General features: G+C 57.0%; 25 protein-coding genes. 8 read left to right on the top strand and 17 right to left on the bottom strand.

The window, feature by feature from the left end:
- Positions 1–6 precede the first annotated feature (6 nt).
- Both ABLU80_RS12470 and yhhY read left to right on the top strand, forming a co-directional pair.
- Positions 7–654 (top strand): polymer-forming cytoskeletal protein, encoded by a 648-nt coding sequence (locus tag ABLU80_RS12470; RefSeq protein ID WP_032715216.1) that lies wholly within the window; start codon positions 7–9, stop codon positions 652–654.
- 226 nt (positions 655–880) lie between these two features.
- On the top strand, positions 881–1,369 hold the full coding sequence (yhhY, locus tag ABLU80_RS12465) for an N-acetyltransferase (RefSeq protein ID WP_047079908.1): 489 nt from the start codon (positions 881–883) through the stop codon (positions 1,367–1,369).
- Between the two features lie 86 nt (positions 1,370–1,455).
- Here the strand turns inward: yhhY and ggt are convergent, their stop codons facing one another.
- The gene (ggt, locus tag ABLU80_RS12460; RefSeq protein ID WP_348850020.1) at positions 1,456–3,201 is read right to left on the bottom strand and encodes a gamma-glutamyltransferase; all 1,746 of its coding nucleotides are present in this window, start codon (positions 3,199–3,201) and stop codon (positions 1,456–1,458) included.
- A 124-nt stretch (positions 3,202–3,325) separates the two neighbouring features.
- On the opposite strand from ggt, the gene ABLU80_RS12455 reads away from it, so the two are divergent.
- Positions 3,326–3,646 (top strand): DUF2756 family protein, encoded by a 321-nt coding sequence (locus ABLU80_RS12455; RefSeq protein WP_348850019.1) that lies wholly within the window; start codon positions 3,326–3,328, stop codon positions 3,644–3,646.
- Positions 3,647–3,669: 23 nt separating this feature from the next.
- On the opposite strand, the gene ugpQ is transcribed toward ABLU80_RS12455, so the two are convergent.
- The 10 genes from ugpQ to livK all read right to left on the bottom strand — a co-directional run bounded on the left by ugpQ (position 3,670) and on the right by livK (position 13,761).
- The gene (gene ugpQ / locus ABLU80_RS12450; RefSeq protein WP_020077771.1) at positions 3,670–4,410 is read right to left on the bottom strand and encodes a glycerophosphodiester phosphodiesterase; all 741 of its coding nucleotides are present in this window, start codon (positions 4,408–4,410) and stop codon (positions 3,670–3,672) included.
- A complete protein-coding gene (locus ABLU80_RS12445) occupies positions 4,407–5,477 on the bottom strand; it encodes a sn-glycerol-3-phosphate import ATP-binding protein UgpC (RefSeq protein WP_015703701.1) in 1,071 nt (356 codons plus the stop codon). Before ABLU80_RS12445 ends, ugpQ begins: the two co-directional genes overlap by 4 nt.
- Position 5,478: 1 nt before the next feature.
- Positions 5,479–6,324 carry a sn-glycerol-3-phosphate ABC transporter permease UgpE gene (gene ugpE, locus ABLU80_RS12440; RefSeq protein WP_348850018.1) on the bottom strand — a complete coding sequence of 282 codons (846 nt, stop codon included), beginning with the start codon at positions 6,322–6,324 and terminating at the stop codon, positions 5,479–5,481.
- Complete coding sequence (ugpA, locus tag ABLU80_RS12435; RefSeq protein ID WP_047042947.1) at positions 6,321–7,208, bottom strand: sn-glycerol-3-phosphate ABC transporter permease UgpA; 888 nt, start codon at positions 7,206–7,208, stop codon at positions 6,321–6,323. Before ugpA ends, ugpE begins: the two co-directional genes overlap by 4 nt.
- Positions 7,209–7,314: 106 nt before the next feature.
- Positions 7,315–8,631, bottom strand: a complete 1,317-nt coding sequence (gene ugpB / locus ABLU80_RS12430) for a sn-glycerol-3-phosphate ABC transporter substrate-binding protein UgpB (RefSeq protein ID WP_260841946.1) — start codon at positions 8,629–8,631, stop codon at positions 7,315–7,317.
- A 271-nt stretch (positions 8,632–8,902) separates the two neighbouring features.
- The gene (livF, locus tag ABLU80_RS12425; RefSeq protein ID WP_086538103.1) at positions 8,903–9,616 is read right to left on the bottom strand and encodes a high-affinity branched-chain amino acid ABC transporter ATP-binding protein LivF; all 714 of its coding nucleotides are present in this window, start codon (positions 9,614–9,616) and stop codon (positions 8,903–8,905) included.
- Positions 9,617–9,633: 17 nt separating this feature from the next.
- Positions 9,634–10,401, bottom strand: a complete 768-nt coding sequence (gene livG, locus ABLU80_RS12420; protein WP_015369325.1) for a high-affinity branched-chain amino acid ABC transporter ATP-binding protein LivG — start codon at positions 10,399–10,401, stop codon at positions 9,634–9,636.
- A complete protein-coding gene (livM, locus tag ABLU80_RS12415; protein WP_015369324.1) occupies positions 10,398–11,675 on the bottom strand; it encodes a branched chain amino acid ABC transporter permease LivM in 1,278 nt (425 codons plus the stop codon). Before livM ends, livG begins: the two co-directional genes overlap by 4 nt.
- Positions 11,672–12,598, bottom strand: a complete 927-nt coding sequence (gene livH / locus ABLU80_RS12410) for a high-affinity branched-chain amino acid ABC transporter permease LivH (RefSeq protein ID WP_015369323.1) — start codon at positions 12,596–12,598, stop codon at positions 11,672–11,674. Before livH ends, livM begins: the two co-directional genes overlap by 4 nt.
- A gap of 53 nt (positions 12,599–12,651) precedes the next feature.
- The gene (gene livK / locus ABLU80_RS12405; protein ID WP_015369322.1) at positions 12,652–13,761 is read right to left on the bottom strand and encodes a high-affinity branched-chain amino acid ABC transporter substrate-binding protein LivK; all 1,110 of its coding nucleotides are present in this window, start codon (positions 13,759–13,761) and stop codon (positions 12,652–12,654) included.
- A 421-nt stretch (positions 13,762–14,182) separates the two neighbouring features.
- Here livK and panM point away from each other — a divergent pair, with 421 nt between their 5' ends.
- On the top strand, positions 14,183–14,566 hold the full coding sequence (gene panM, locus ABLU80_RS12400) for an aspartate 1-decarboxylase autocleavage activator PanM (RefSeq protein ID WP_045375774.1): 384 nt from the start codon (positions 14,183–14,185) through the stop codon (positions 14,564–14,566).
- A 145-nt stretch (positions 14,567–14,711) separates the two neighbouring features.
- Here the strand turns inward: panM and livJ are convergent, their stop codons facing one another.
- The 5 genes from livJ to ftsY all read right to left on the bottom strand — a co-directional run bounded on the left by livJ (position 14,712) and on the right by ftsY (position 20,462).
- Positions 14,712–15,815, bottom strand: coding sequence for a branched chain amino acid ABC transporter substrate-binding protein LivJ (livJ, locus tag ABLU80_RS12395; protein WP_015369319.1), 1,104 nt, complete (start codon positions 15,813–15,815; stop codon positions 14,712–14,714).
- Positions 15,816–16,139: 324 nt separating this feature from the next.
- Positions 16,140–16,994: an RNA polymerase sigma factor RpoH gene (gene rpoH, locus ABLU80_RS12390; RefSeq protein ID WP_002920815.1), complete on the bottom strand. Its 855-nt coding sequence runs from the start codon at positions 16,992–16,994 to the stop codon at positions 16,140–16,142.
- A 255-nt stretch (positions 16,995–17,249) separates the two neighbouring features.
- Positions 17,250–18,305, bottom strand: a complete 1,056-nt coding sequence (ftsX, locus tag ABLU80_RS12385; protein ID WP_032710034.1) for a permease-like cell division protein FtsX — start codon at positions 18,303–18,305, stop codon at positions 17,250–17,252.
- On the bottom strand, positions 18,298–18,966 hold the full coding sequence (gene ftsE, locus ABLU80_RS12380) for a cell division ATP-binding protein FtsE (RefSeq protein ID WP_015369317.1): 669 nt from the start codon (positions 18,964–18,966) through the stop codon (positions 18,298–18,300). The genes ftsX and ftsE overlap by 8 nt, the downstream gene beginning before the upstream one ends.
- Positions 18,967–18,968: 2 nt before the next feature.
- Positions 18,969–20,462, bottom strand: coding sequence for a signal recognition particle-docking protein FtsY (gene ftsY / locus ABLU80_RS12375; protein ID WP_348850017.1), 1,494 nt, complete (start codon positions 20,460–20,462; stop codon positions 18,969–18,971).
- Between the two features lie 193 nt (positions 20,463–20,655).
- Here ftsY and rsmD point away from each other — a divergent pair, with 193 nt between their 5' ends.
- Together rsmD and ABLU80_RS12365 are read left to right on the top strand one after the other, a co-directional pair.
- Complete coding sequence (rsmD, locus tag ABLU80_RS12370) at positions 20,656–21,252, top strand: 16S rRNA (guanine(966)-N(2))-methyltransferase (RefSeq protein ID WP_047057753.1); 597 nt, start codon at positions 20,656–20,658, stop codon at positions 21,250–21,252.
- Positions 21,242–21,520, top strand: coding sequence for a DUF1145 family protein (locus tag ABLU80_RS12365; RefSeq protein WP_015369314.1), 279 nt, complete (start codon positions 21,242–21,244; stop codon positions 21,518–21,520). The genes rsmD and ABLU80_RS12365 overlap by 11 nt, the downstream gene beginning before the upstream one ends.
- A 15-nt stretch (positions 21,521–21,535) precedes the next feature.
- On the opposite strand, the gene ABLU80_RS12360 is transcribed toward ABLU80_RS12365, so the two are convergent.
- Positions 21,536–21,895 (bottom strand): DUF2500 domain-containing protein, encoded by a 360-nt coding sequence (locus ABLU80_RS12360; protein ID WP_348850016.1) that lies wholly within the window; start codon positions 21,893–21,895, stop codon positions 21,536–21,538.
- A gap of 141 nt (positions 21,896–22,036) precedes the next feature.
- On the opposite strand from ABLU80_RS12360, the gene ABLU80_RS12355 reads away from it, so the two are divergent.
- Together ABLU80_RS12355 and zntA are read left to right on the top strand one after the other, a co-directional pair.
- The gene (locus tag ABLU80_RS12355; RefSeq protein WP_015369312.1) at positions 22,037–22,663 is read left to right on the top strand and encodes a lysoplasmalogenase; all 627 of its coding nucleotides are present in this window, start codon (positions 22,037–22,039) and stop codon (positions 22,661–22,663) included.
- Positions 22,664–22,741: 78 nt separating this feature from the next.
- Positions 22,742–24,949, top strand: a complete 2,208-nt coding sequence (zntA, locus tag ABLU80_RS12350) for a Zn(II)/Cd(II)/Pb(II) translocating P-type ATPase ZntA (protein ID WP_213197598.1) — start codon at positions 22,742–22,744, stop codon at positions 24,947–24,949.
- Positions 24,950–25,177 lie beyond the last annotated feature (228 nt).

Genomic DNA, 25,177 nt, shown 5'->3' with positions numbered 1-25,177 from the left:
CTGCTGATGGAAAAAAAGTATCTCGCCATAAACTGCGCCATTTTTTTCTGGCTTCTTGCACTGATCGCCTGGTTTAGCGATGAGGCCGCGCTGGCGCGCCTGGCGGCGGCCTGTACCCTTTTCGCTTTCCTTACTCATACCCAACGGGAAAAAATTAACGCTATGTTTATGAAGAAAAATAAAACCGAAGCGCAGGCTGCTGAAGTCGCGGCGCCAGCCGTGGCGGCAACAGAGCCAGAAACGGCAAGCGTCAAAAAACAGGAAACCACGGTGATCGCCAGCGGCGTGCATTTTGTCGGCAATATCGTCGCCAGCGGCCATGTCTATATCCACGGCCAGGTCACCGGCAACATTGAGGCCAAAGAACATCTCATTAAGGTGATGCGCGAAGGTGAGGTTGAGGGCAATATCAGTTGCCGCGAGCTGATCGTCGACGGCAAGGTTCATGGCCAGTGCCGTGGCGATAGCATTGCTATTGAGGAACATGGCAACCTCGACGGCACCCTCGCCTATCGCGCGCTGGCGATTAAAAAGGGCGGCCTGTTTACCGGCAGCGCGGAGGTGTTGGCCGCGGCGGAGAGCAAAAATAAAAGTAATATCGTCGGCCTGGTCGCGGAAGAAGCGGTGAAATCCGCCAAATCGCAACATGCCTGAAATGAGCGCAAAAAAAAGCCAGCACCCGGCTGGCTAAAGTAATACTGGAAGCAATGTGAGCAATGTCGTGCTTTCAGGCTTTCCGCAAGGGTCTCCCTGAATGCAGGACAATAATAATCATTCTCATTCGCACTTGTCTACTTTTTTTTGCAATTAATGCGTGTTGACTCGAACGCCGGAGTCAGTGATGTTTAAAGGGTCTTTTTAACCAAATGAGGAACAAGGAATGAGTGACATCGTGATACGCCATGCTGAACCGAAAGATGTTGACGCGATTCGTCAAATTCACGCCCAGCCGGAGGTGTATCACAACACGCTACAGGTCCCTCATCCATCCGAGCATATGTGGCGGGAGCGGCTAACCGATACGCCCGGCGTGAAGCAGCTGGTGGCCTGTATCGATGGGCAAGTCGTGGGGCATTTATGCATTGCCGTCGTCCAACGCCCTCGCCGTAGCCACGTCGCCGATTTTGGTATCAGCGTGGATTCGCGCTGGCATAACCGCGGCGTCGCCAGCGCCCTGATGCGCACCATGATTGATATGTGCGACAACTGGCTGCGCGTCGAGCGCATTGAGCTGACGGTGTTCGCCGATAACGCCCCGGCGGTCGCGGTGTATAAGAAGTACGGCTTTGAGATCGAAGGCACCGGCAGGCGCTATGCGCTGCGCAACGGTGAGTATGTGGATGCGTATTATATGGCGAGAATGAAGTAGCGTGTTGCCGGGTGGCGGCTTCGCCTTACCCGGCCTACGTTCGCACACTTGTAGGCCCGGTAAGCGCAGCGCCACCGGGCAACACCTTAATACCCCGCGGTCAAATCACCGGGCGAACGCGGATCGGAAGCGCCATACAGCGTGCCGTCCGGCCCCACCATAATGCTCTGGGTACTGCCCATCGCCTCTTTCAGCGCGACTTTCTGCCCTTTCGCTTCCAGCAATTTCACGGTATCCGGGCTAAAACCTTTCTCCACCCGCAGTTCATCCGGCAGCCACTGGTGGTGGAAGCGCGGCGCGTTGGTGGCTTCCGCGACGTTCATCCCAAAATCAATGGTGTTGACCACCATTTGCAGCACGGTGGTGATAATTCGGCTACCGCCCGGGCTACCGGTCACCAGCCAGGTCTTCCCGTCTTTTACCACGATGGTTGGCGACATCGACGACAGCGGGCGTTTTTTCGGCCCTACCGCATTGGCGTCGCCGCCCACCAGCCCATAGACGTTAGGCACGCCGGGCTTCGCCGAGAAATCATCCATCTGGTTGTTGAGCAAAATTCCGGAGTCGCCGGCCACGATGCCGGTACCAAAGGTGGTATTCAACGTATAGGTGACCGCCACCGCATTGCCGTCTTTATCGACCACCGAGAAGTGGGTGGTCTGATTGCTTTCATACGGCGCCAGCTTGCCCGGACGGATCTGGCTGGAAGGCTTCGCCTTATTCACATCAATCTCGGCGGCTATCGCTTTAGCGTAAGCTTTGCTGGTCAGCGCCTGCCACGGCACTTTGACGAAGTCAGGATCACCGAGATATTCCGAACGGTCGGCATAGGCATGTTTCTCCGCCTCCGCCATCACCTGCATGGCGTCGGCGCTGCCAAAGCCATATTTCTGCATATCGAAGTTTTCGAGGATATTGAGGATCTGCACGATGTGGATCCCGCCGGAGGACGGCGGCGGCATGGAGTAGACCTCATAGCCGCGATATTCACCGCTAATCGGCGTACGCTCCACGGCCTTGTAGTTGGCGAGGTCGGCTTTGGTGATAAGCCCGCCGTGTTTTTTCATCTCGCCGGCAATCTGGTCGGCGATAGCCCCTTTATAGAAGGCGTCCGGGCCGTGCTCGGCAATTAGCTCCAGGCTTTTCCCCAGATTCTTTTGCACCAGCCGATCGCCTTTTTTTAGCGGCTCGCCGTTCTTCCAGAAAATCGCTTTGCTGTTTTCATGCTGCGGGATCACTTCGCTGCCGTAGGTTTTTAGATCGTCAGCCAGCGCATCGTTAACGATAAACCCCTCCTCCGCCAGCTTAATCGCCGGGCGGACCACCTTATTCAGCGGCATGGTGCCGTATTTTTCCAGCGCGAGAGAGAAGCCCGCAACGCTGCCTGGCGTGCCGGAAGCGAGATGCGAAGTCAGCGATTTTTTACTGTCAGGATTGCCATGTTCATCGAGGAACATATCGCGGGTGGCCTGTTCCGGGGCCATCTCGCGGAAATCGATCGCCGTGGTTTTACCGTCTTTAGTTCGCAGCATCATAAATCCGCCGCCGCCGATATTACCGGCCTGCGGATGCGTCACCGCCAGCGCATAGCCAACGGCAACCGCCGCATCGACGGCGTTGCCGCCCTGACGCAGAATATCTACGCCGACGCGGGTCGCCAGCGCATCCACCGAGGCCACCATCCCCTGCTGGGCGCGCACCGGGTGAAACACATCTTCCTCAACGCCATACGAGACCGGCGGCGGGGGCGGCGGATTGGCGGCAACGGTAAAACTGCCCCCCGCCAGTAACGCTGCGATGACCACCTGACGCCATATTGTTGTTTTTATCATTGTCTTACTCCTGAAAGGTAGGTTTTATCTCCCGGCTTAAGCCTGGTTGATAACTCCTAAAAAATCATTGTTATGGCGAATTCGAGGTACACTTAAGTGATCCCACGCACGGGAGGAGAAAACAATGAAAGCGATTTTATTCCTGGCGGCGCTGATGCCGCTCGCCGTTTTAGCACAGCCGATTAACATCGATAACAACCCTAACCAGCCGGGTTATGTGGTACCCAGCCAGCAGCGTATGCAAAATGAGATGAAGGTGCAGCAACAGCAGCAGCAAAGCATGCTGAAGCAGAATCTGAGTAATCAGACGCATATGCAGCAACAGCATTTGCAAAATCAGCTGCAGACCAATCAGCAGCGCGCGGCGCAGGGCGGCAATCTCAATTCGCAGCCGCAGGTACTGCCAAACAACAACGGCGGGATGCTGCGGCAGACTAACCCGTAAAGATCGTCCGCCGCAAATCAGCCTTAAGGCTGGAAATTCGGCCCGATGACGTCAATAGCATCGGTGCAGATGCAATCTACGCCCCAGCGCAGCAGCTCGGCGGCGCGCTGGGGTTTATTGACCGTATACACCAGAATATGCAGGCCGGCCTGTTTCAGGCTCGCCACCCGCGCCGCATCCAGCAGCTTGTGATTGAGATGAATTGAGACGCAGCCCAGCCGGGCGGTCAATTCGCGCCAGTCATCGCGCCACTCATCCAGCAGCAGCCCGCGGGGCAGCTCGGGCGCGGCTTCCTGCGCCGCTTCCAGCGCGTCGATTTCAAAGGATGAGAGTAGCGGCGCGGTCATATCGGCCCACAGATCGCGCGCGGCCAGCGCCACCACTTTGCCGGTCTGCGGCCCCTGCCCGGTGGTCGGCTTAATTTCGATATTGGCCATCATGCCGTGACGGCGGCAGCGTTCCGCCACCTGGGAGAGCAGCGGCAGCGGTTCGCCCTTAAACTCGCGGCTGTACCAGCTGCCGGCATCAACCTTCAGCAGATCGTCCCACGCCAGCTCGCCCGCCACGCCCCAGCCATTGCTGGTGCGTTCGAGATTATCGTCATGCAGCAGAAAGATCTGCCCGTCCTTCGACAGCTTGGCGTCAAATTCAATCATCGTATGCCCGTAGCGGGCGCCGACGTCGATAGCCGCCAGGGTGTTCTCCGGCGCCAGTTTACCGCCGCCGCGATGGGCGACGATGCGGGGATAAGGCCAGTTACTCATGCGCGTTGTCCTGTTTCACCATCAAAGAGGTGCAGATGTTCCAATGGCAGATGCAGCCATAGCGTACTGCCGCCCGCCGGGCGCTGCTGATGCGGCAATCTGACCACCAGCTTCTGCTCGCCCCAGCGCCCGTGGGCGAGGTTATCGGCACCTAAAATTTCCAGCGTATCCATCAGCAGCGGAATGCCGCCTTGCGCCTGCGAGCTTAAAATAAAGTGCTCCGGGCGGATACCGAGAGTCATTTTACGCCCGGCGTAACGCCGATGCTCGTGATTCATCGGCAACTGTATGCCGCCTTCCAGCTCAAAGCGGCCGCCGTCATCGCTCACCCGCCCCTCCAGCAGGTTCATGGCCGGGCTGCCGATAAAGCTCGCCACAAAGCGGCTGGCGGGCTTTTCGTACACTTCGACCGGCGTGCCGATCTGCTCGGCAATGCCTTTATTCATCACCATCACCCGCTGGGCGAGGGTCATCGCTTCGACCTGATCGTGGGTGACATACAGCGAAGTCGTTTTCAGGCGCCGATGCAGTTGCTGCAGTTCCAGACGCATCTGCACGCGCAGCTTGGCGTCGAGGTTTGACAACGGTTCGTCGAACAGGAATACCGCCGGGTCACGCACGATAGCGCGGCCCATCGCCACGCGCTGGCGCTGACCGCCGGACAGTTCCCGCGGGCGGCGCTTGAGCAGGCCATCCAGCTCAAGAATACGCGCCGCCTCCTGCACGCGCTCGGCAATCAATCCCTTACCCATGCCGCGAATCTTCAGCCCCCACGCCATGTTCTCTTCCACGCTCATATGCGGATAAAGCGCATAGTTCTGGAACACCATCGCGATGCCGCGATCCTTCGGCTCCATCTCGGTCACCCGTTTACGGTCAATCCAGATATCGCCGCTGGTCACACGTTCAAGTCCGGCGACCATCCGCAGCAGCGTTGATTTCCCGCAGCCTGACGGGCCGACCATGACGATAAATTCCCCGTCCGCCACGTCCAACGTCAGCGGTTGAATTACCTGGGTTTTGCCATCCCAGCTTTTGCTTACTGCCTGTAGTTTTAAACCAGCCATTTTATTTCTCACTATCGACCAGGCCGCGCACAAACGCGCGCTGCATGGCTAAAACGATGACGACCGGCGGGATCAGGGTCAGCAGCATCGCCGCCATCACCTGATTCCACTGGGTAGTACCTTCGCCGGTGGCGATCATGCCTTTAATACCGGCGACGGCGGTGCCAAGATTCACATCCTGAATAATCAGCAACGGCCACAGATACTGGTTCCAGCCGTAGATAAAGGTGATGACGAACAGCGCGGCGAGGTTGGTTTTCGACAGCGGCAGCACGATGTCGCGAAAGAAGCGCATCGGCGAAGCGCCATCGATACGCGCCGCTTCAATCAGCTCGTCCGGCAGAGTCATAAAGAACTGGCGGAACAGGAAGGTGGCGGTAGCCGAAGCCACCAACGGCAGCGTTAACCCAGCATAACTGTCGAGCATTTTGAGGTTGGCGATCACTTCCACCGTCGGGAAAATACGCACCTCGACCGGCAGCATCAGAGTGATGAAGATCATCCAGAAGAACAGGTTACGCAGCGGAAAGCGGAACCAGACGATGGCGAAAGCCGAAAGCATCGACACCACGATTTTGCCTACCGTAATGGCGAACGCCATGATGAAGCTGTTGAGCATCATCAGCCAGAACGGCGCGCTGTTGACGCCGACGCCGTTCACCCAGATGGTCTTCATGTTCTCCAGCAGATGTCCGCCGGGGATCAGCGTCATCGGCGTTTCAAACACCGATTTGTTATCCAGCGTCGCTGCCACGAAGGCGACGTACAGCGGGAATAAAATGACGGCAATACCCAGAATGAGCATGGTGTGGCTGAAAATCGTCAGCCCGCGACGGTTCTCAATCATTGGTAACGCACCTTACTTTCAACGTAACGGAACTGCACCACCGTCAGGATAATGACGAGGAACATCAGCACCACCGACTGCGCGGCGGAAGCGGAAAGATCGAGCCCGGCGAAACCTTCGCGATAAATTTTGTAGATTAGGGTGGTGGTCGCCTGCACCGGGCCGCCGGCGGTGGCGGCATCAATTACCGGGAAGGTGTCGAAGAAGGCGTAAACCAGGTTGACCACCAACAGGAAGAAACTCACCGGCGCAATCAGCGGCAGCGCCAGCTTGAAGAAGCGACGAATCGGTCCGGCGCCGTCGATGGCGGCGGCCTCAACCAGCGAACGCGGGATCGACTGCAGCGCGGCGAAAAAGAACAGGAAGTTGTAGCTTATCTGCTTCCAGACCGAGGCGAAGACCACCAGAAACATCGCCTGGCCGCTGTTCTGCGCGTGGTTCCAGTCGTAACCCAATTCGCCGAGGAAATGGGTGATCAGCCCGCGTCCTGGATTGAAGAGGAAGATCCACAGCACCGCCGCGACGGCGGGAGCCACGGCATACGGCAGCAGCATCAGCGTTTGATAAAAGCGGCTGCCGCGCACCACATAGTCGACCAGCGCGGCAAAAAACAGCGAAATAAGCAGACCGCTAATGGTCACCAGGGTGCTGAATTTTATGGTGGTCCAGAACGAGTCCAGATAGTACGGGTCGTGGAACAGCGTGACGAAGTTTGCCAGGCCGACAAACTGGCTGGAAAGGCCAAACGGATCGACGCTCTGCAGCGAATACCACAGCGCTTCGCCCGCGGGCCAGATAAAGAAAATCAGCGTGATAATCAGCTGCGGCGCGACCAGCACATAGGGCAGCCAGCGCGAGCGGAATACCGGACGGGATGATGACATTGAGATTTGGTTCCTGAACAATGCCGGGTGGCGGCTACGCCTTACCCGGCCTACATAGGGCACATCGTAGGCCCGGTAAGCGCAGCGCCACCGGGCAAGTTACAGATTACGATTTGGTTGCTTGCTCGAAACGGCGCAGCAGTTGATTCCCGCGCTGAACGGCGGAATCCAGCGCCTGTTGCGGGGTTTTCTTGCCGGTCCACACGCTCTCCAGCTCTTCATCAACGATGGTGCGAATTTGCGGCATGTTGCCCAGGCGCAGACCTTTGGTGTACGGCAACGGCGGCTTGTTCAGCATCTGGCGGGTAGCGATATCAGCGCCTGGGTTCTTATCATAGAAGCCCTGCTGGCGCGTCAGATCGTAGGCCGCGGTGGTAATCGGCAGGTAGCCGGTTTTCTGGTGCCACTCGGCGGCGTTTTCCGGTTTGGTCAGGAAGTCGAGGAACTTCGCCACGCCGGTGTAGGTCTCTTTGTCCTTGCCCTGCATCACCCACAGGCTGGCCCCGCCGATGATGGCGTTCTGCGGCGCGCCTTTAACATCGGCGTCGTAAGGCATCATGCCGACGCCGTAGTTGAATTTCGCGTACTGACGAATATCCGCCAGCGAGCCGGATGAGGCGGTAGTCATCGCGCAGTCACCGTTATAGAACTTCTCGGTGGATTCATCCTTACGCCCGAAATAGCTGAAATCGCCTTTCTTGTTCATCTCTTCGAGCAGCGCGATATGCTTCACCTGCTCCGGCTTGTTGAACTCCAGCACCGCGTCGGTACCGTCAAAGCCGTTATTTTTCGTGGCGACCGGCAGGCCGTTCCAGGCGCTGAAGTTCTCAATCTGGATCCAGCCCTGCCAACCACTGGCGTAGCCGCACTTCATTCCGGCCGCTTTCAGTTTGGCGGTGTAAGCCGCCAGATCCTGCCAGGTTTTCGGCGGCTGCTCAGGGTCCAGACCCGCTTTCTTGAAGGCGTCTTTGTTGTAGTACAGCACCGGCGTGGAGCTGTTAAACGGCTGGGAGAGCAGATGGCCGGTTTTTGAATCGGTGTAATAACCGGACACCGTCGGTACGAACTGCGATTCATCGAACTTAATACCCGCATCGCTAAAGACCTGATACACCGGCTTAATGGCTTTTGACGCCATCATGGTGGCGGTGCCGACTTCATACACCTGTAGAATCGCCGGCGCGTTACCGGTACGGAAGGCGGCGATACCGGCGCTCAGGCTCTGCTCGTAGTTGCCTTTGTACATCGGAACAATTTTGTAATCAGGATTGGCCGCGTTGAAACGTTGCGCCAGAGAATCAACTTCTTTACCCAGTTCACCTTCCATCGAGTGCCAGAAAGGGATGGTGGTTACTGCCAGTGCCTGGCCAGCAAATGCCAGGCTCAGCGCCAGTCCTAAAGCTGTATGTCGTAACGATATCATCGGTTATCTCTCTTGTTGTTCCGGATGCGCGATTTCACGCGTTTTATGTTCGCGGGGTAACATGACATGTTCGAATTACAGAAAAATAACTTTTTTATTACAAAAAAAAGATAGTAACGGGTCAGGGAGATGACAAGCCGATGAAAGGACGGGGGAAGTAAAGTGGGAGCTAAGACACGGATAATATTCTTGCGATCGGCTCCCGGGGTCGGCGCAAGCGCCTCGCCCGGGCTACAAACCGGCGAAGTGAATAACGCCGGGTTACGATGAACTAACCGCCGAGATAGGCGCTGCGCACCGCCTCGTTGGCCAACAGCGCGTCGCCGGTATCCTCCAGCACCACGTGACCGTTTTCCAGTACGTAGCCGCGATCGGCCAGCTTCAGCGCCTGGTTGGCGTTCTGCTCAACCAGGAAGATCGTCATCCCCTGCTCACGCAGCTGTTCGATGGTATCGAAAATCTGCTGAATGATAATCGGCGCCAGCCCCAATGAGGGCTCATCAAGCAGCAGCAGGCGCGGCTGGCTCATCAGAGCGCGACCGATCGCCAGCATCTGCTGCTCGCCGCCGGACATGGTGCCGGCGCGCTGAATACGGCGTTCATGCAGACGCGGGAACAGCTCATACACCCATTTGATGCGGGTATGAAACTGGTCGCGGTCGGCAAAAAAACCGCCCATCGCCAGGTTCTCTTCCACCGTCATGCGCGAAAAGACGCGTCGCCCTTCCGGCACGATCGCCACCGCTTCACGCATGATTTTCGCCGTCTGCCAGTCGGTAATATCCTTACCGTCAAAGACAATGCGCCCGCTGGAAGCCCGCGGATCGCCGCACAGCGTACCAAGTAGGGTGGTTTTCCCTGCGCCGTTGGCGCCGATAAGCGTGACGATCTCACCCTGTTTGATATGCAGGCTGACGTTGTGCAGCGCCTGAATCTTGCCGTAGTGGGCGCTGACATTGTCAAAAGTTAACATCGCTTTTTCCATCTTATGCGTCACCACCATTATGCTTCACCTAAATAGGCGCGGATCACGTCCGGGTTATTACGAATCTCTTCCGGCGTCCCGTTGGCCAGCGGCGTCCCCTGGTTCACGACGTAGATGCGATCGGAAATGCCCATCACCAGCTTCATATCATGTTCGATAAGCAGGATGGTGGTGTTGTGATGGCTACGCAGCTCGGCGATAAGCTCATCCAGCTCTTTGGTCTCTTTCGGGTTAAGCCCCGCCGCCGGTTCATCAAGCATCAGGATCTCCGGCTGCGTCACCATACAGCGAGCAATCTCCAGCCGGCGCTGGTCGCCGTAGGCCAGGTTGCTGGCCTGACGGTTGGCATGCTCCAGCAGGCCGATACGCTCAAGCCAGGTGGCGGCCCGATCCAGCGCTTCGCTCTGTGCGCGACGGAAGGCCGGCGTTTTCAGCAGACCGGAGAAGACGCCGGTTTTCAGCTGTTGATGCTGCGCCACCAGCAGATTTTCAATCACCGTCATTTCGCGGAACAGACGCACGTGCTGGAAGGTTCGTACCACCCCCATCCGCGCAATCTGCTGCCCCGGCAGCCCTTCCAGATGCTGGTCGCGCAGCATAATGGTGCCGCCGGTAGGTTTATAGAAACCGGTCAGGCAGTTAAAAACGGTGGTTTTTCCCGCGCCGTTTGGGCCAATTAAGGAAACGATCTCCTGCGGGCGCAGCTCAAGGGAGACGTTATTGACCGCCAGCAGGCCGCCAAAACGCATCATCAGGCCGTTCACGGATAATATTGGCTGACTCATGCCTGCTCTCCTTTCGCCTGACCGTTTTTCAGCTTCAGCTGCGGGCGCGTCATCGGCAGCAGCCCCTGCGGACGCCAGATCATCATCAGCACCATCAACCCACCGAGCATTAACATGCTGTATTCGTTGAAATCACGCATCAGCTCGCGCGATACCACCAGCAGAATAGCCGCCAGGATCACTGCAAACTGCGAGCCCATACCACCCAGCACCACGATCGCCAGCACAAAGGCCGACTCGGCGAAGGTAAAGGACTCCGGGCTCACGAAGCCCTGGCGCGCGGCGAACAGCGTGCCGGCAAATCCGGCAAACGCGGCGCTGATAGTAAAGGCGGTCAGCTTGATGCGCGTCGGGCTCAGGCCCAGCGAACGACAGGCGATTTCATCTTCACGCAGCGCTTCCCACGCCCGCCCGAGCGGCATCCGCAGCAGACGGTTAATAACGAACAGGCTGAGCACCACCAGCAGCAACGCTACCAGATAGAGGAAAATCACCCTATCGCTGGGATCGTACTTCAGACCGAAGAAGTTGCTGAAGGTATCCCAGCCGCCTTCACGGGCGGTACGGCTAAATTCAAGACCAAAGAAAGTCGGTTTCGGGATCTGGCTGATACCGTTCGGCCCGCCGGTGATCTCGGTATTGTTGAGCAGCAGAATGCGCACGATCTCGCCGAAGCCTAAGGTCACAATCGCCAGATAGTCGCCGCGCAGACGCAGCACCGGGAAGCCCAGCAGGAAGCCGGCCGCCGCGGAAACCAGGCCGGCCAGCGGCAGGCAGGTCCAGAAACCGAGACCGTAATAGTGGTTAAGCAGCGCAAAGGTATAGGCGCCGATGGCGTAAAACCCGCCGTAGCCCAATACCAGCAGGCCGGAAAGCCCAACCACCACGTTAAGTCCGAGACCAAGGATGATATAAATCATCGTCAGGGTGGCGATATCCACCGTGCCGCGCGACACCATAAACGGCCAGGCCACGGCAATCACCAGCAGGGCTATCAGAAACAGCTTCTGCTTGACCGTCGACCCGTCAATCGCCGGCATAATAAATTTCGGCCCGGAAACGTTCTTAACCGCTTTCTGGAACAGCGGGCGCAGCAGCTGGAAGAAAAAGACCACCGCGGTGCCGATGAAAATCCACTGCCAACGAATATCGGCGGCGGTATCGACCACCAGTTTGGTGCCATTCAGCTCCAGCTGCACGCCCATAAAGACGCCCGCCAGAACAAAGAACATCGCGGCGGAAAGCAGCGCCATCGCAATTTGCATCGGTTTCATACTTTTTCTACCTCCGGGCGGCCCAGAATGCCGGTCGGCATTACTAACAGCACCAGAATCAGCAGCGCGAAGGAGACGACGTCCTTATATTCGGTGCTGAGATAGGCAGAAGAGAGCGCCTCGGCGATACCCAGAATCAGGCCGCCGATCATCGCGCCAGGGATACTGCCGATACCGCCGAGCACAGCTGCGGTAAAGGCCTTCATCCCGGCCATAAAGCCGATGTAGGGGTTAATAACGCCGTAGAACTGCCCCAGCAGTACGCCTGCGACCGCCGCCATCGCTGCGCCAATGACGAAGGTCAGCGCAATAACGCGGTCGGTGTTGATGCCCAGCAGGCTCGCCATTTTCAGATCTTCCGCACAGGCGCGGCAGGCGCGGCCCATTCGCGAATAGCGAATAAACAGCGTCAGCGCCAGCATGGCGATAAAGGTAACGACCCAGATGACCAGCTGCATGGTAGTGATAGTGGCGGAGAAATTATCGCTGTGGCCGACAATCCACTGGCCGTTAAAGAGACTCGGCAGCGCGACATCGCGCGAGCCTTCGGTCAGGCTGACAAAGTTCTGCAGGAATATCGACATCCCGATGGCGGAAATCAGCGCGATCAGACGTTTGGAGCTGCGCACTGGCCGATAGGCCACGCGCTCGATACTCCAGCCGTAGGCGCTGGCGATAATGATAGCGCCGATAAAGCCTGCGGCGACCAGCAGCCAGCCGGTATCGATCCCCAGCATCATCAGGGCGGCGATAATCATGAACGAGACGTAGCTGCCGATCATGTAGACCTCGCCGTGGGCGAAGTTAATCATGCCGATAATGCCGTACACCATCGTATAGCCGATAGCGATCAGCGCATAGGTACTGCCCAGCGTGACGCCGTTAAACATCTGCTGCAGAAAATAGAGAAACTGCTCGGACATAAGGTAACCTTTTTCATGCCGCCCGCGCGGTGCGGGCGGTGGGATAACGCGTCTTACTTAGCGACGGTGGATGAACCATCCGCGTGCCACTGGAAGACACCAAATTCAAATCCCTTCAGATCGCCTTTTTCATCCCAATTCAGCGGCCCAATCACGGTCTTCGCGCCGTGAGCTTTCAAATCTTTAATTAAATCCAGCGGCTGCTGGCTGCCGGTTCTGTCCATTGCTTGCGCCAGCGACTGAACGGCGGCATAGGTGATCCAGACGTACGGACCACTCGGATCTTTTTTATCCGCTTTCAGCGCATCAACAATAGCGCTGTTGGACGGATCCTGGTCATAGCGTTTTGGCATCGTCACCAGCATACCTTCCGCCGCCGCGCCGGCGATGTTGGACAGCGAGGCGTTACCGACGCCTTCCGGCCCCATAAACTGCGTTTTCAGGCCGACGGAGCGCGCCTGGCGCAGCATCTGCCCCATTTCCGGGTAGTAGCCGCCGTAGTAGACGAAGTCGATATTCTCTTTCTTCAGGCGCGCCAGCAGCGCGGAGAAGTCTTTCTCGCCGGCGGTGATGCCATCAAAGAAGACGATATTGGCGCCGGCTTTCTTCAGGTTGTCCTGCACGGAACGCGCCAGCCCTTCGCCGTACTGCTGCTTGTCATGAATAATCGCAATACGCTGCGGCTTCACCTGTTCGAGGATATATTTCGCGGCGGTCGGTCCCTGGGAAGAGTCAAGACCTGCGGTACGCATAATGTACTGGTAGCCACGCTGGGTGAGTTCCGGGTTGGTCGCCCCGGGGGAGATCATCAGGATGCCTTCATCTTCATAGATGTCAGACGCCGGCTGGGTGGAGGAGGAACAGAGGTGGCCAATAACGTACTGAATGCCATCATTGACGATTTTGTTGGCGACCGCGACCGCTTGTTTCGGATCGCAGGCGTCGTCATATTCGACGCCAACCAGTTTGTCGCCTTTAATGCCGCCGCTGGCGTTAATGTCTTTAATCGCCTGGCGCGCGCCGTTGAATTCCATATCGCCCCACTGGGCAACCGGGCCAGACATCGCGCCGACGACGGCGACTTTAATATCCTTTGCCAACGCCGCGTGGGAAATCGCTAATGCTACGACTCCCGCGATGATCGTTTTCGCGTTCCTTTTCATGCTTCAGAACCCCGTTCGTGATGTGATGTAAATGTTTTGTATTTTTATGGTTAAAAAGCATTCTGTGCTTTTATTAAACAACGCCATTTTTACCATGAACTTTAATGGTTTAGCGCAGTTTTTTACCTGAATTATGATTAAAATCTCTATTTTTCAGGTGATTAAGAAAAGATAATATTCTGGTTTAAGGCGAAGATAAACAAAAAAAGTCCAGTTCACAGCATAAAATAACGGCATATAAGGCGGAATAAAACGCTACATATCAGGTTAAAACTCTGCTTATTTTTCGATCCATGATGTATTGCGCTACCCCCGCGCAACCAGGAAAACGAATCCCCTGATGAATGAGTTGAAAACAGCGCCCCGCCGAACGAGAAATTTGAGTACACTGGCGCATCTGTTTTGACTGGAATTGCCGCGTATGAAGCTCACCATTATCCGTTTACAGCACTTCAGCGATCAGGATCGCATTGATTTAGGCAAAATCTGGCCGTCGCAGGATCCTGCGGCGCTGACGCTGGATGAAAACCATCGTATTTACGCCGCCCGCTTTAACGAACGCCTGCTCGGCGCCGTACGCGTTACCCTGCGCGGCGTTGAAGGCGAGCTCAGCGATCTGTGCGTGCGTGAAGTCACCCGCCGCCGCGGCGTTGGGCAATATTTAGTGGAAGAGACGTTAAGCGATAACCCGAATATCAATAGCTGGCGCGTTGCCGATAGCGGGGTGGAAGACCGCGGCGTGATGGCGGCATTTATGCAGGCGCTCGGTTTCAGCGCCCAGCAGAATGGTTGGGAAAAGCATTAGGCCGTAGCCCTAATAAACGCAGCGTGACCAAGGAAGAACCCGGCGGCGCTTCGCTTAGCCGGGCTACCTGCCAATTGTAGCCCCGGTAAGCGCAGCGCAACCGGGGTCAGACAACGCATCCGCGGCGTGAAAGGCGCCGGTTAAATTATTTGGCGTCGGTTGCCGTACCGTTAGCATGCCAGGTAAACACGCCGAACTCGAACCCTTTCAGGTCGCCTTTCTCATCCCACGACAGCGGCCCCATGACGGTATCCACCTTCGCCCCTTTCAGGTATTTCGCGATTTCCGCCGGATCTTCAGACTGATTTAACCCCGCCTGCAGCGACTGCAGTGCCGCATAGGTGGTCCACACGAAGGCGCCGCTCGGATCCTGTTTCTTCGCTTTGATAGCATCCACAATCGGTTTGTTTGCCGGAACCTGATCGTAGTTCTTCGGTTTGGTGACCAGCAGGCCTTCTGCCGACTCGCCGGCGATGTTAGACAGGGAAACGTTAGCCACGCCTTCCGGGCCCATAAACTGGGTTTTCAGACCGGCTGCGCGCGCCTGGCGCAGGATCTGCCCCATTTCCGGGTGATAACCGCCGTAGTAGACGAAGTCGATATTTTCTTTCTTCAGGCGCGCCACGAGGGTAGAGAAATCTTTCTCACCGGCGGTGATCCCGTCAAAGAACACCACGTTGGCGCCGCCTTTCTTCAGGTTTTCCTGAACTGAGCGCGCCAGCCCTTCGCCATATTGCTGTTTGTCATGAACCACAGCGATGCGCTGCGGCTTCACCGTGCCGAGAATATATTTCGCCGCCGTCGGGCCCTGATCGGAGTCGAGACCGGTGGTGCGCAGAATCAGCTTATAGCCGCGCGCCGTCAGCTCCGGCGCGGTTGCCGCCGGGGTAATCATCAGGATGCCTTCGTCTTCATAGATGTCAGACGCCGGCTGGGTGGATGAGGAACACAGGTGACCGATAACGTATTTAATGCCGTCATTCACCACTTTGTTCGCGACCGCCACCGCTTGTTTCGGGTCACAGGCATCGTCATATTTCACGATCTGCAGTTTGTTGCCCTTGATACCGCCCTTGGCGTTGATATCCGCTACCGCCTGCTCCGCGCCGGTAAATTCCTGGTCGCCATACTGGGCAACCGGGCCGGACATCGCTCCCACGACGGCAATTTTAATGTCTTCCGCCAGCGCGGAACCGCTCATAATTAAAGCAATACATCCTGCCAGTAACGCTTTACCCTTCATATTCATCCTGAGGCTCCCCATTATTATGGTTTTTGCATTTGTTGTGATGTTGTTTTTCAGCGCATTATTCTGATTTTTTAGTCATAATAAGTGTAGTATGACTGCATTTGGGTCTGCCGCCTGCGCTTTTGCAGCACACTATGCCAAAACATACCCCATTTTTCAGAATTTGAAACAACAATTTGCAAGAGATGTAAAAGTTATGTGACTGAAGCTGAAGGTCGCGGCAAATCGCGCGGAGAGGGGAAACGGGTATGACGGGGATATAAAACAAAAAGCCCCCGCTGAAACAGCAGAGGCTTAATTCACTATGGCGCAGAAACTCGAAGATTAAGCTTCGATAGCGGCGCGCAGTTTTTTCATCGCGTTCTTTTCCAGCTGACGAACACGTTCAGCTGAGACGCCATAACGATCCGCCAGCTCCTGCAGCGTGGACTTGTTGTCCTCGTCCAGCCAGCGAGCGCGGATGATGTCCTGGCTACGCTCGTCCAGGCCCTGCATCGCATCAGTCAGTTTATTAGCAGCCTGCTCTTCCCAGTTATCGTCTTCGATGCCGTCGGCAAAGTTAGACGTTTTGTCCTGCAGATAGAGCACCGGCGCCATCGGCTGGCTATCGGATTCGTCATCGGACGACATATCAAAGGTCATGTCCTGCGCTGCCATACGTGATTCCATCTCACGTACGTCTTTGCTCGACACACCCAGCTCGCGGGCAACCATCTCTACTTCGTCCTGGTTAAACCAGCCCAGACGCTGCTTGGTTTTACGCAGGTTGAAGAACAGCTTACGCTGCGCTTTGGTGGTTGCGACTTTAACGATACGCCAGTTACGCAGCACGTATTCGTGGATTTCCGCTTTAATCCAGTGCACGGCGAAGGAAACCAGTCGCACACCCACTTCCGGGTTGAAACGACGTACGGCTTTCATCAGACCGATGTTACCTTCCTGAATCAGGTCCGCCTGCGGCAGGCCATAGCCCGAGTAGTTACGAGCAATATGAACAACAAAGCGCAGGTGAGACAGAATCAGCTTTTTCGCTGCTTCCAGATCGCCCTGGTAATGCAGCTTTTCAGCAAGCTCCCGCTCTTCATCAGCCGATAACATCGGCCAAGTGTTAGCAGCCCGGATGTACGATTCCAGGTTACCAACGGGGGCTAAAGCTAAAGTTTGCATTTCTTTGGTCATTCAAATCCTCTCAATCGATAGTGTCTGACATGATCTTGTCCCCATCAGGCAACAAACATGCCAGCATTTATGAGCAACGAGAATATCACCCACAGTAGTATCAGACAGTGATTTTATCCACAAGTTCCATGCAACGTTGTGAGTAAATTACGCACAAAATGTGACATGGAGATGAAAGATTAGGGAAGAGGCGAACAGGGACTCTTTCCCTGCAGAGAGATATTCAGTGCAGGGAAAGATTATACCAGAAAATTTTTAGTCGGGGGTAAAGTGACGTAAATGTTGCACCGTCGCCAGCCATGCCGCGACCCAGCCAATCATCGAGCAGACGATTAGCATCAGCAGACACTCATCGAAGCCTAAGCCGCTGAGTTCAAATTTAGTACCAAACACTTTCGCCACTTCGGTCACCGCCGAGGAGAGGCGCATCACCAGAATCTCCGACAGAATCAGCGACAAAAACGCCCCGGCGAAGCCCAGCAGCGCGCCGCCGTAGAGGAACGGGCGCAGGATGAAACCGTCGGTAGCGCCGATCAGCTTCTGGACGTTAATGGTGTCGCGGCGGGCGAAGATGCTCAGGCGCACGCTGTTACCAATCACCAGGAACACCGCGGCAATCATCAGCACGCCGATCATCGCCGACACTCGGCCGACCAGCCCGGTCAGCGACGCCAGGCGCGCAAACCAGCTATCGTCCATGCGCACTTCGTCTACCCCCTGAATACGGGAGACGCGATCGCGCAGGGTGTTAAGCGAATCGGTATTCTGGAAATCGAGCTTCGGCACCACAATCGCTACCGCCGGCAACGGGTTCTCTTCCAGCATATCCAGCGCGCCGCCAAACCCGGACCAGTTGCGGAACTCGCCCAGCGCCTCATCGCGCGACAGATAATTTACCTTCTCAACGCCCTGCTCCGCCTGCAGTTGGCCAACCACCCGCGCCGCCGCATCGTCATCCAGCGTTTTTTCCAGATAGACGGTGATCTGCGGCGACGGATAATACTGCGACGCCGCGCTGTTGACGTTTTTGTAGACCATATAGCAGACGCTCGGCAGCGTCAGCGAAATAGCGATCACCATGATGGTGAGGAAGGTCGCCAGCGGCGTGCTTTTTAAATCCTGTAACGCGCCGTGCCAGGCGTAGCGCACCTGCTCGTTAAAGACGTTACTCTTCCGCGATGCCGGGTTCGGCGCCGCTTTTGACCGTTTTGGCGCATTGCGCCCGCCGTTGCCGCCGCCGGTGGCGTTACGGAGACGATCGAACTTGCTGCCGAACTGGCGAATCTGGTTCACTGCGTCGCGCTTATTCACCCCGATGGCCTCCATGCATATGACCGTCGCTTAGCGTCAGGACACGGTACGGACGGCTGGAAATAAGCCCCAGGTCGTGGGTCGCCATCAGTACCGTTACACCTACGCGGTTAAACTCTTCAAACAGACGTAAAATCCCTTCCGAGAGCGCCTCATCGAGGTTACCGGTCGGTTCATCCGCCAGCAGCACCGCCGGCTTGTTGACCACCGCGCGGGCAATGCCCACACGCTGTTGCTCACCGCCGGAGAGTTGGATGGGGAAATTTTTCGCTTTGTCCAGCAGCCCGACTTTATCCAGCGCTGCGGATACGCGGCGGCGAATATCATCGCCGCTGGCGCCGGCGATAATCAGCGGGATCGCCACATTATCGAACACGGTGCGATCCATCAGCAGGTGGTGGTCCTGGAAAATCATGCCGATTTGGCGGCGCAGGAACGGCACCTCGCGGCTCTTCAGGCGGCTGATATCATGGCCGCTGAACAGAATTTTCCCGGCGCTCGGCCGTTCGATACCACAGATAAGCTTCAGCAGGGTACTTTTCCCCGCGCCGGAATGGCCGGTCAGGAACGCCATCTCGCCCTGCTGCAGGTGGAACGTCACCCCCTGCAGCGCTTGTCTCCCACCGAGATAGGCTTTGCTGACTTGTTCAAAGCGAATCATTCTTAATCCTCTCGGGCAAAAAGTGCCTCAATAAAGTCGCCCGCATTAAACGGACGCAGATCTTCAATACGTTCGCCGACGCCAATATAGCGAATCGGAATACTGAACTGGTCAGCCACTGAGAAGATAACCCCGCCCTTCGCGGTTCCGTCAAGCTTAGTCAACGTAATGCCGGTCAGCCCCACGGCTTCGTGGAACAGTTTGGCCTGGCTAATCGCGTTCTGCCCGGTGCTGGCGTCGATGGTTAGCATGACTTCATGCGGCGCGTCGACATCCAGTTTCTTCATTACGCGGACAATCTTCTTCAGTTCTTCCATCAGATGCGATTTATTCTGCAGACGCCCCGCGGTATCGGCAATCAGCACATCAATATTGCGTGCTTTCGCCGCCTGAATGGCGTCAAAAATAACCGAGGCTGAATCAGCGCCGGTATGCTGGGCAATCACCGGGATCTCGTTACGCTGGCCCCAGACCTGTAACTGTTCCACCGCCGCCGCGCGGAAGGTATCCCCCGCCGCCAGCATCACGGATTTACCCTGCTGCTCAAACTGACGCGCCAGCTTACCGATGGTGGTGGTTTTACCCACGCCGTTAACGCCGACCATCAGAATAACAAATGGCGTTTTCCCTTCAACATTCAGCGGTTCCTCAACTTTCGTCAGGATCTCGCTCATCTCTTCTTTCAGCAGACCGTATAACGCCTCGGCATCACGCAGCTGCTTACGGCTGGCCCCCTCGGTAAGATTGGTAATAATCTTACGCGTGGTTTCCACCCCAACGTCGGCAATCAGCAGCTGTTCTTCCAGCTCTTCAAACAGATCGTCGTCGATTTTTTTGCCGCGGAACAGGCTGATAAATCCGGAACCCAGATTCTGTTTGGTTTTCACCAGGCTGCGTTTTAAGCGGGCGAAGAAACCTTCTTTAGTCGGTTTTTCCTGCTCCTGCTGCGCCGCTTCCTGAGTTTCCGCTTCTTCTTCTGGCGTCTCTTCTACGTCTTGCGCCGCCAGAGCTTGTGCTTCGAGCTCTTCATCGCTTAGTTCGGCTTCGGGCTCTTCCGGGAGGATCTCATCTTCGATGACCTCAGGCTCCGCGACGATAACCTCTTCCGGCGTCTGTTCAGCGACCGCTTCGGCGATAACCGGCTCGGCTATCACCTCTTCAACCAGCGGTTCAGCGACTTTTTCTTCTACCGCAGGAACAACCGGCGCTTCTTCAACTACGATTTCCGACGCCGCGGTCTCTTCCGCCACCGGATGCGACAGTTCGCTTTCAACAACTTGTTCGGTAACCTCTACGACCTCGGCGGCAAAGGCCTCGGGGTCTTCTTTTACCGTTTCCGCCGCGGGTACGGCTTCCGCAGGCATTTCCGCCGCCGGAGCCTGCTCCGCAACCTCTTGTTTTTCTTCTACTTTTTGTTCTGTTTCGCTTTCCTGAGCCTGTTCTTTTTGCCCAAAGCCCAGCCAGGAAAAGAAGCCACGTTTTTTCTCTTTTGCCATTTGCGACCACACTCCTCGCTGTTTATTCATGGCGCAGCTTCGACACAACCGCTTCAGAAGCTGAAAAAATGATGAAATTAGTTGGATAGTCTATCACTTAACTTAACTCGCATCACCGCCCCCGGATTAAGGTTTCGTCAATGGTCTTCGATCGTTAGAATAGCAGGCTGGAAGTTGAGACTTGAGCAAAGAGATGAAGAAACCAAATCACGCAGGCAGCGGCCAGATCCGCATTATCGGCGGACAGTGGCGGGGCCGTAAATTACCGGTGCCGGAGAGCCCGGGTCTGCGCCCGACCACCGACCGGGTTCGGGAAACGCTTTTTAACTGGCTGGCGCCGTCGATGGTCGACGCCCACTGCCTTGACTGCTTCGCCGGCAGCGGCGCGCTGGGGCTTGAAGCGCTGTCACGCTATGCCGCCAGCACCACGCTACTGGAGATGGAGCGCAGCGTCGCGCAGCAGCTACAAAAAAATCTCGCGACGCTGAAAGCCAGCAACGGCAAGGTGGTCAACACCAACACGCTGGCGTTTCTCAGCCAGCCGGGTACGCCGCACCATATTGTCTTCGTCGATCCCCCCTTCCGCAAAGGGCTGCTGGAAGAAACGCTCAGCCTGCTGGAAAAAAACCACTGGCTCGCAGATGAAGCGCTGATTTATGTCGAGAGCGAAGTAGAAAACGGACTACCGCCGGTTCCGGCAAACTGGCAGCTGTATCGCGAAAAAGTCGCCGGACAGGTCGCCTACCGCCTGTATCAACGCGAGGCACAAGGAGAAAACCATGCTGATTAATTTAGGCCGCCTGCTGATGCTATGCGTGTGGGCGTTTTTGCTGTTGAACCTGTTTCAACCTTTCCCAAAACCGCTGAATATCTTCGTTAACGTGGCGCTGATTTTTATGATTCTGATGCATGGCCTGCAGCTGACGCTGTTGAAAGCGACGCAGACGAAAGATGCGCCGCCGCTGAGCCGCTTTGAGCAGATTCGTATTTTCATCTTCGGCGTATTTGAACTGGTGGCCTGGCAGAAAAAGCTGAAGGCCACGCTGAAGAAGAAGTAACGGTTAATCGAGGGCTCAGTTATCGGCGACGAACTCGACGAATTTTGAGCCCTTATAGCTCAGCATTCCCCGGTCGCCAACGCTCAGCGCGTGGTATTGCGGCGTATCAAGGCGGAACACCACTTCCAGTCCGCCATTTTCCGGGCGGAAGCTCGCTTCATAACGCATCTCGCTGCCGGCTGGCGTCACCGTCTGCTGGCGCGAGCGGCGATCGTTAATCACCTTTTCCCGCTTATTGCTGACCACCACCCGCTTCTGCAGCAGCGGCGCGGCGTCGTTATCCATTTTCTCCCGGCGCTGCTGCACGTAGCGAAACGAGGCCGCCACCACAATCACCGCGACCACCAGCACAAAAAATAGCGGAACTTTACTCATTTGCGTACCCATAAGAATTATCAGGAATAAGGATAACGCGCATTGAATAACGTTGTCATCTTCTGGCCCAAACCACTACACTGAGATCCGGTACCGTAAGCGTAATCGCTTATTTAATGATAACAGATACAGGGACTTACTATGCTTTGGTCGTTTATTGCTGTCTGTTTCTCCGCATGGCTTTACGTCGATGCGTCCTATCGTGGGCCGGCCTGGCAGCGCTGGGTCTTTAAACCGGTCACCCTGCTTCTGTTGCTGCTGTTAGCCTGGCAGGCGCCGATGTTCAACGCTATTAGCTACCTGGTGCTGGCGGGCCTGTGCGCTTCGCTGCTCGGCGATGCGTTAACCCTGCTGCCGCGCCAGCGGGTGATGTACGCGGTTGGCGCATTCTTCCTCTCTCATCTGCTGTATACGATCTGGTTCGCCAGCCAGATGACGCTTTCGTTCTTCTGGCCGCTGCCGCTGGTACTGCTGGTGCTCGGCGCGCTGCTGCTGGCGATTATCTGGACCCGACTGGAAGAGATGCGCATGCCGGTGCTGACCTTTATCGGTATGACTCTGGTGATGGTGTGGCTGGCGGGCGAACTGTGGTTCGTGCGGCCGACCGATACCGCGCTCTCCGGCTTCCTTGGCGCCGCTTCGCTGCTGTTGGGTAACGCCGTCTGGCTGATTAGCCACTATCGCCGTCGCTTCCGCGCCGATAACGCCATTTCCGCGGCCTTCTACTTTGCCGGGCACTTCCTGATCGTTCGCGCACTGTATCTGTAATTTACTGCTTGACTCTGGAGTCGACTCCAGAGTGTATCCTCCGGGTAATGAGAAAATTATCATTACCCGGAGGGTGCCATGTCGACACCAGAATCTCAGGACAAAAAAGTCCCCCAGTTCTCGTCATTCAAATTTACCCCGGCGACAGCGCCCGCGGAAAGCTGCTGTACCGATCATAACTGCGCCGGAGAAACCGCCTCCGCTGAGCAGCCGCTCAATGGCGCCCGCTATAGCTGGCAGGTGGAAGGGATGGACTGCGCGGCCTGCGCCCGTAAGGTGGAGACCGCCGTGCGCCAAATCGACGGCGTCAGCCAGGTACAGGTGCTATTCGCCACCGAGAAACTGCTGGTCAATGCCGACAGCGATATCCGTTCGCAGGTTGAAAACGCGGTACGCGCCGCGGGTTATACCCTGCGCGATGCTGACGCGCCGCAGGAAGAGAAACCGCAAGGTTCATGGCTGCAGGAAAACCTGGCGTTATTGAGTCTGGTAGTGATGATGGCGCTCAGCTGGGGGCTGGAGCAGTTTAACCACCCGTTCGGCAAGCTGGCGTTTGTCGCCACTACCCTCGTCGGCCTGTGGCCGGTTGCCCGTCAGGCGCTGCGGTTAATTAAAAGCGGCAGCTGGTTTGCCATCGAAACGCTGATGAGCGTCGCCGCCATTGGCGCGCTGTTTATCGGGGCCACCGCCGAAGCGGCGATGGTGCTGCTGCTGTTCCTGATCGGCGAACGACTTGAAGGCTGGGCCGCCAGCCGCGCGCGTCAGGGCGTGAGCGCCCTGATGGCGCTCAAACCTGATACCGCCGTTCGCCTGCGCAACGGCGAGCGTGAGACCGTCTCCCAACGCGACCTGCGTCCTGGCGACGTGATTGAGGTCGCCGCCGGCGGGCGTCTGCCGGCCGATGGCGAGCTGCTATCGCCGTTTGCCAGCTTTGACGAAAGCGCGCTGACCGGCGAATCGGTACCGGTGGAACGTAAAGCCGGCGAGCGCGTAGCCGCTGGCGCCACCAGCGTCGATCGGCTGGTGCAATTGAGCGTTATCTCCGAACCGGGAGACAGCGCCATTGACCGGATCCTCAAACTGATTGAAGAAGCCGAGGAGCGCCGGGCGCCGATTGAGCGCTTCATCGATCGCTTCAGCCGAATCTACACCCCGGCCATTATGGTGGTCGCTCTGCTGGTTGCCATCGTACCGCCGCTATTCTTCGCCAGCGCCTGGCTGCCGTGGATCTATAAAGGCTTAACGTTGCTGCTGATCGGCTGTCCTTGCGCGCTGGTCATTTCTACCCCGGCGGCGATTACCTCCGGCCTGGCGGTCGCCGCACGGCGCGGGGCGCTGATTAAAGGCGGCGCGGCACTGGAACAATTGGGCCAGGTGCGCCAGGTGGCGTTCGATAAAACCGGTACTCTGACCATCGGCCAACCGCAGGTCACCCACGTTATCACCACCGCCGACGTTGATGAAAACGGCCTGCTGGCGCTGGCGGCAGCAGTTGAACAAGGCTCCAGTCATCCGCTGGCGCAGGCTATCGTCCGCGAAGCGCAGCAGCGTAAGCTGACGATTCCCGTTGCGCGCAACCAGCGGGCGCTGGCCGGTTCCGGGATAGAAGCCGAGGTCAACGGCAGCCGCATCTTAATCTGCGCGGCCAGTAAGGCTGCACCTGCTGAACATGAGGCACAGATCCAGCAACTGGAGGGCGCCGGACAGACGGTGGTGCTGGTGATGCGCGATGATACCTTGCTCGGCATTCTGGCGCTGCGCGATACCCTGCGCGACGATGCGCGTCAGGCGGTGGAAGAGCTGCATCAATTGGGCGTACAAGGGGTGATCCTCACCGGGGATAACCCGCGCGCTGCGGCGGCTATCGCCAATGAACTGGGTCTGCAGTTCCGCGCCGGATTGCTGCCGGCGGACAAAGTGAACGCGGTGATGGCGCTTAACGCCAACGCGCCGCTGGCTATGGTCGGCGACGGTATCAACGATGCCCCGGCGATGAAAGCGGCGACCATCGGTATTGCGATGGGCAGCGGCACCGATGTAGCGCTGGAGACCGCCGACGCGGCACTGACCCATAACCGCCTCACCGGCCTGGCGCAGATGATTTCGCTGGCGCGCGCCACCCATGCCAATATTCGCCAGAATATCGCCATCGCTTTAGGGTTGAAGGGGATTTTCCTCGTCACGACCCTTCTCGGCCTGACGGGGTTGTGGCTGGCGGTGTTGGCAGATACCGGCGCGACGGTGCTGGTAACGGCTAACGCCCTGCGGTTATTGCGTAAAAAGTAAGGTTGAACAGATATTCCCTGCTCGCGCAGCACGGTTCCAGATCGTTGGGTAGCCCGGATAAAGCGCAACGCGCCGCCATCCGGGGATATTCCCTGCTCGCGCTGCGCTTAGCAGGGCTACGGTTCTGAGCGTTGGATAGCCCGGATAAGGCGCAACGCGCCGCCATCCGGGGGTATTCCCTGCTCGCGCTGCGCTTAGCAGGGCTACGGTTCCGGGCCGTTGGGTAGC

The sequence above is a fragment of the Klebsiella sp. CN_Kp104 genome (genome assembly GCF_040064515.1).
GTDB classification, from domain to species: Bacteria; Pseudomonadota; Gammaproteobacteria; order Enterobacterales; family Enterobacteriaceae; genus Klebsiella; species Klebsiella aerogenes.
The sequence above is the reverse complement of the archived record's forward strand: the minus strand, read 5'-3'. Positions and strand labels throughout refer to the sequence as shown.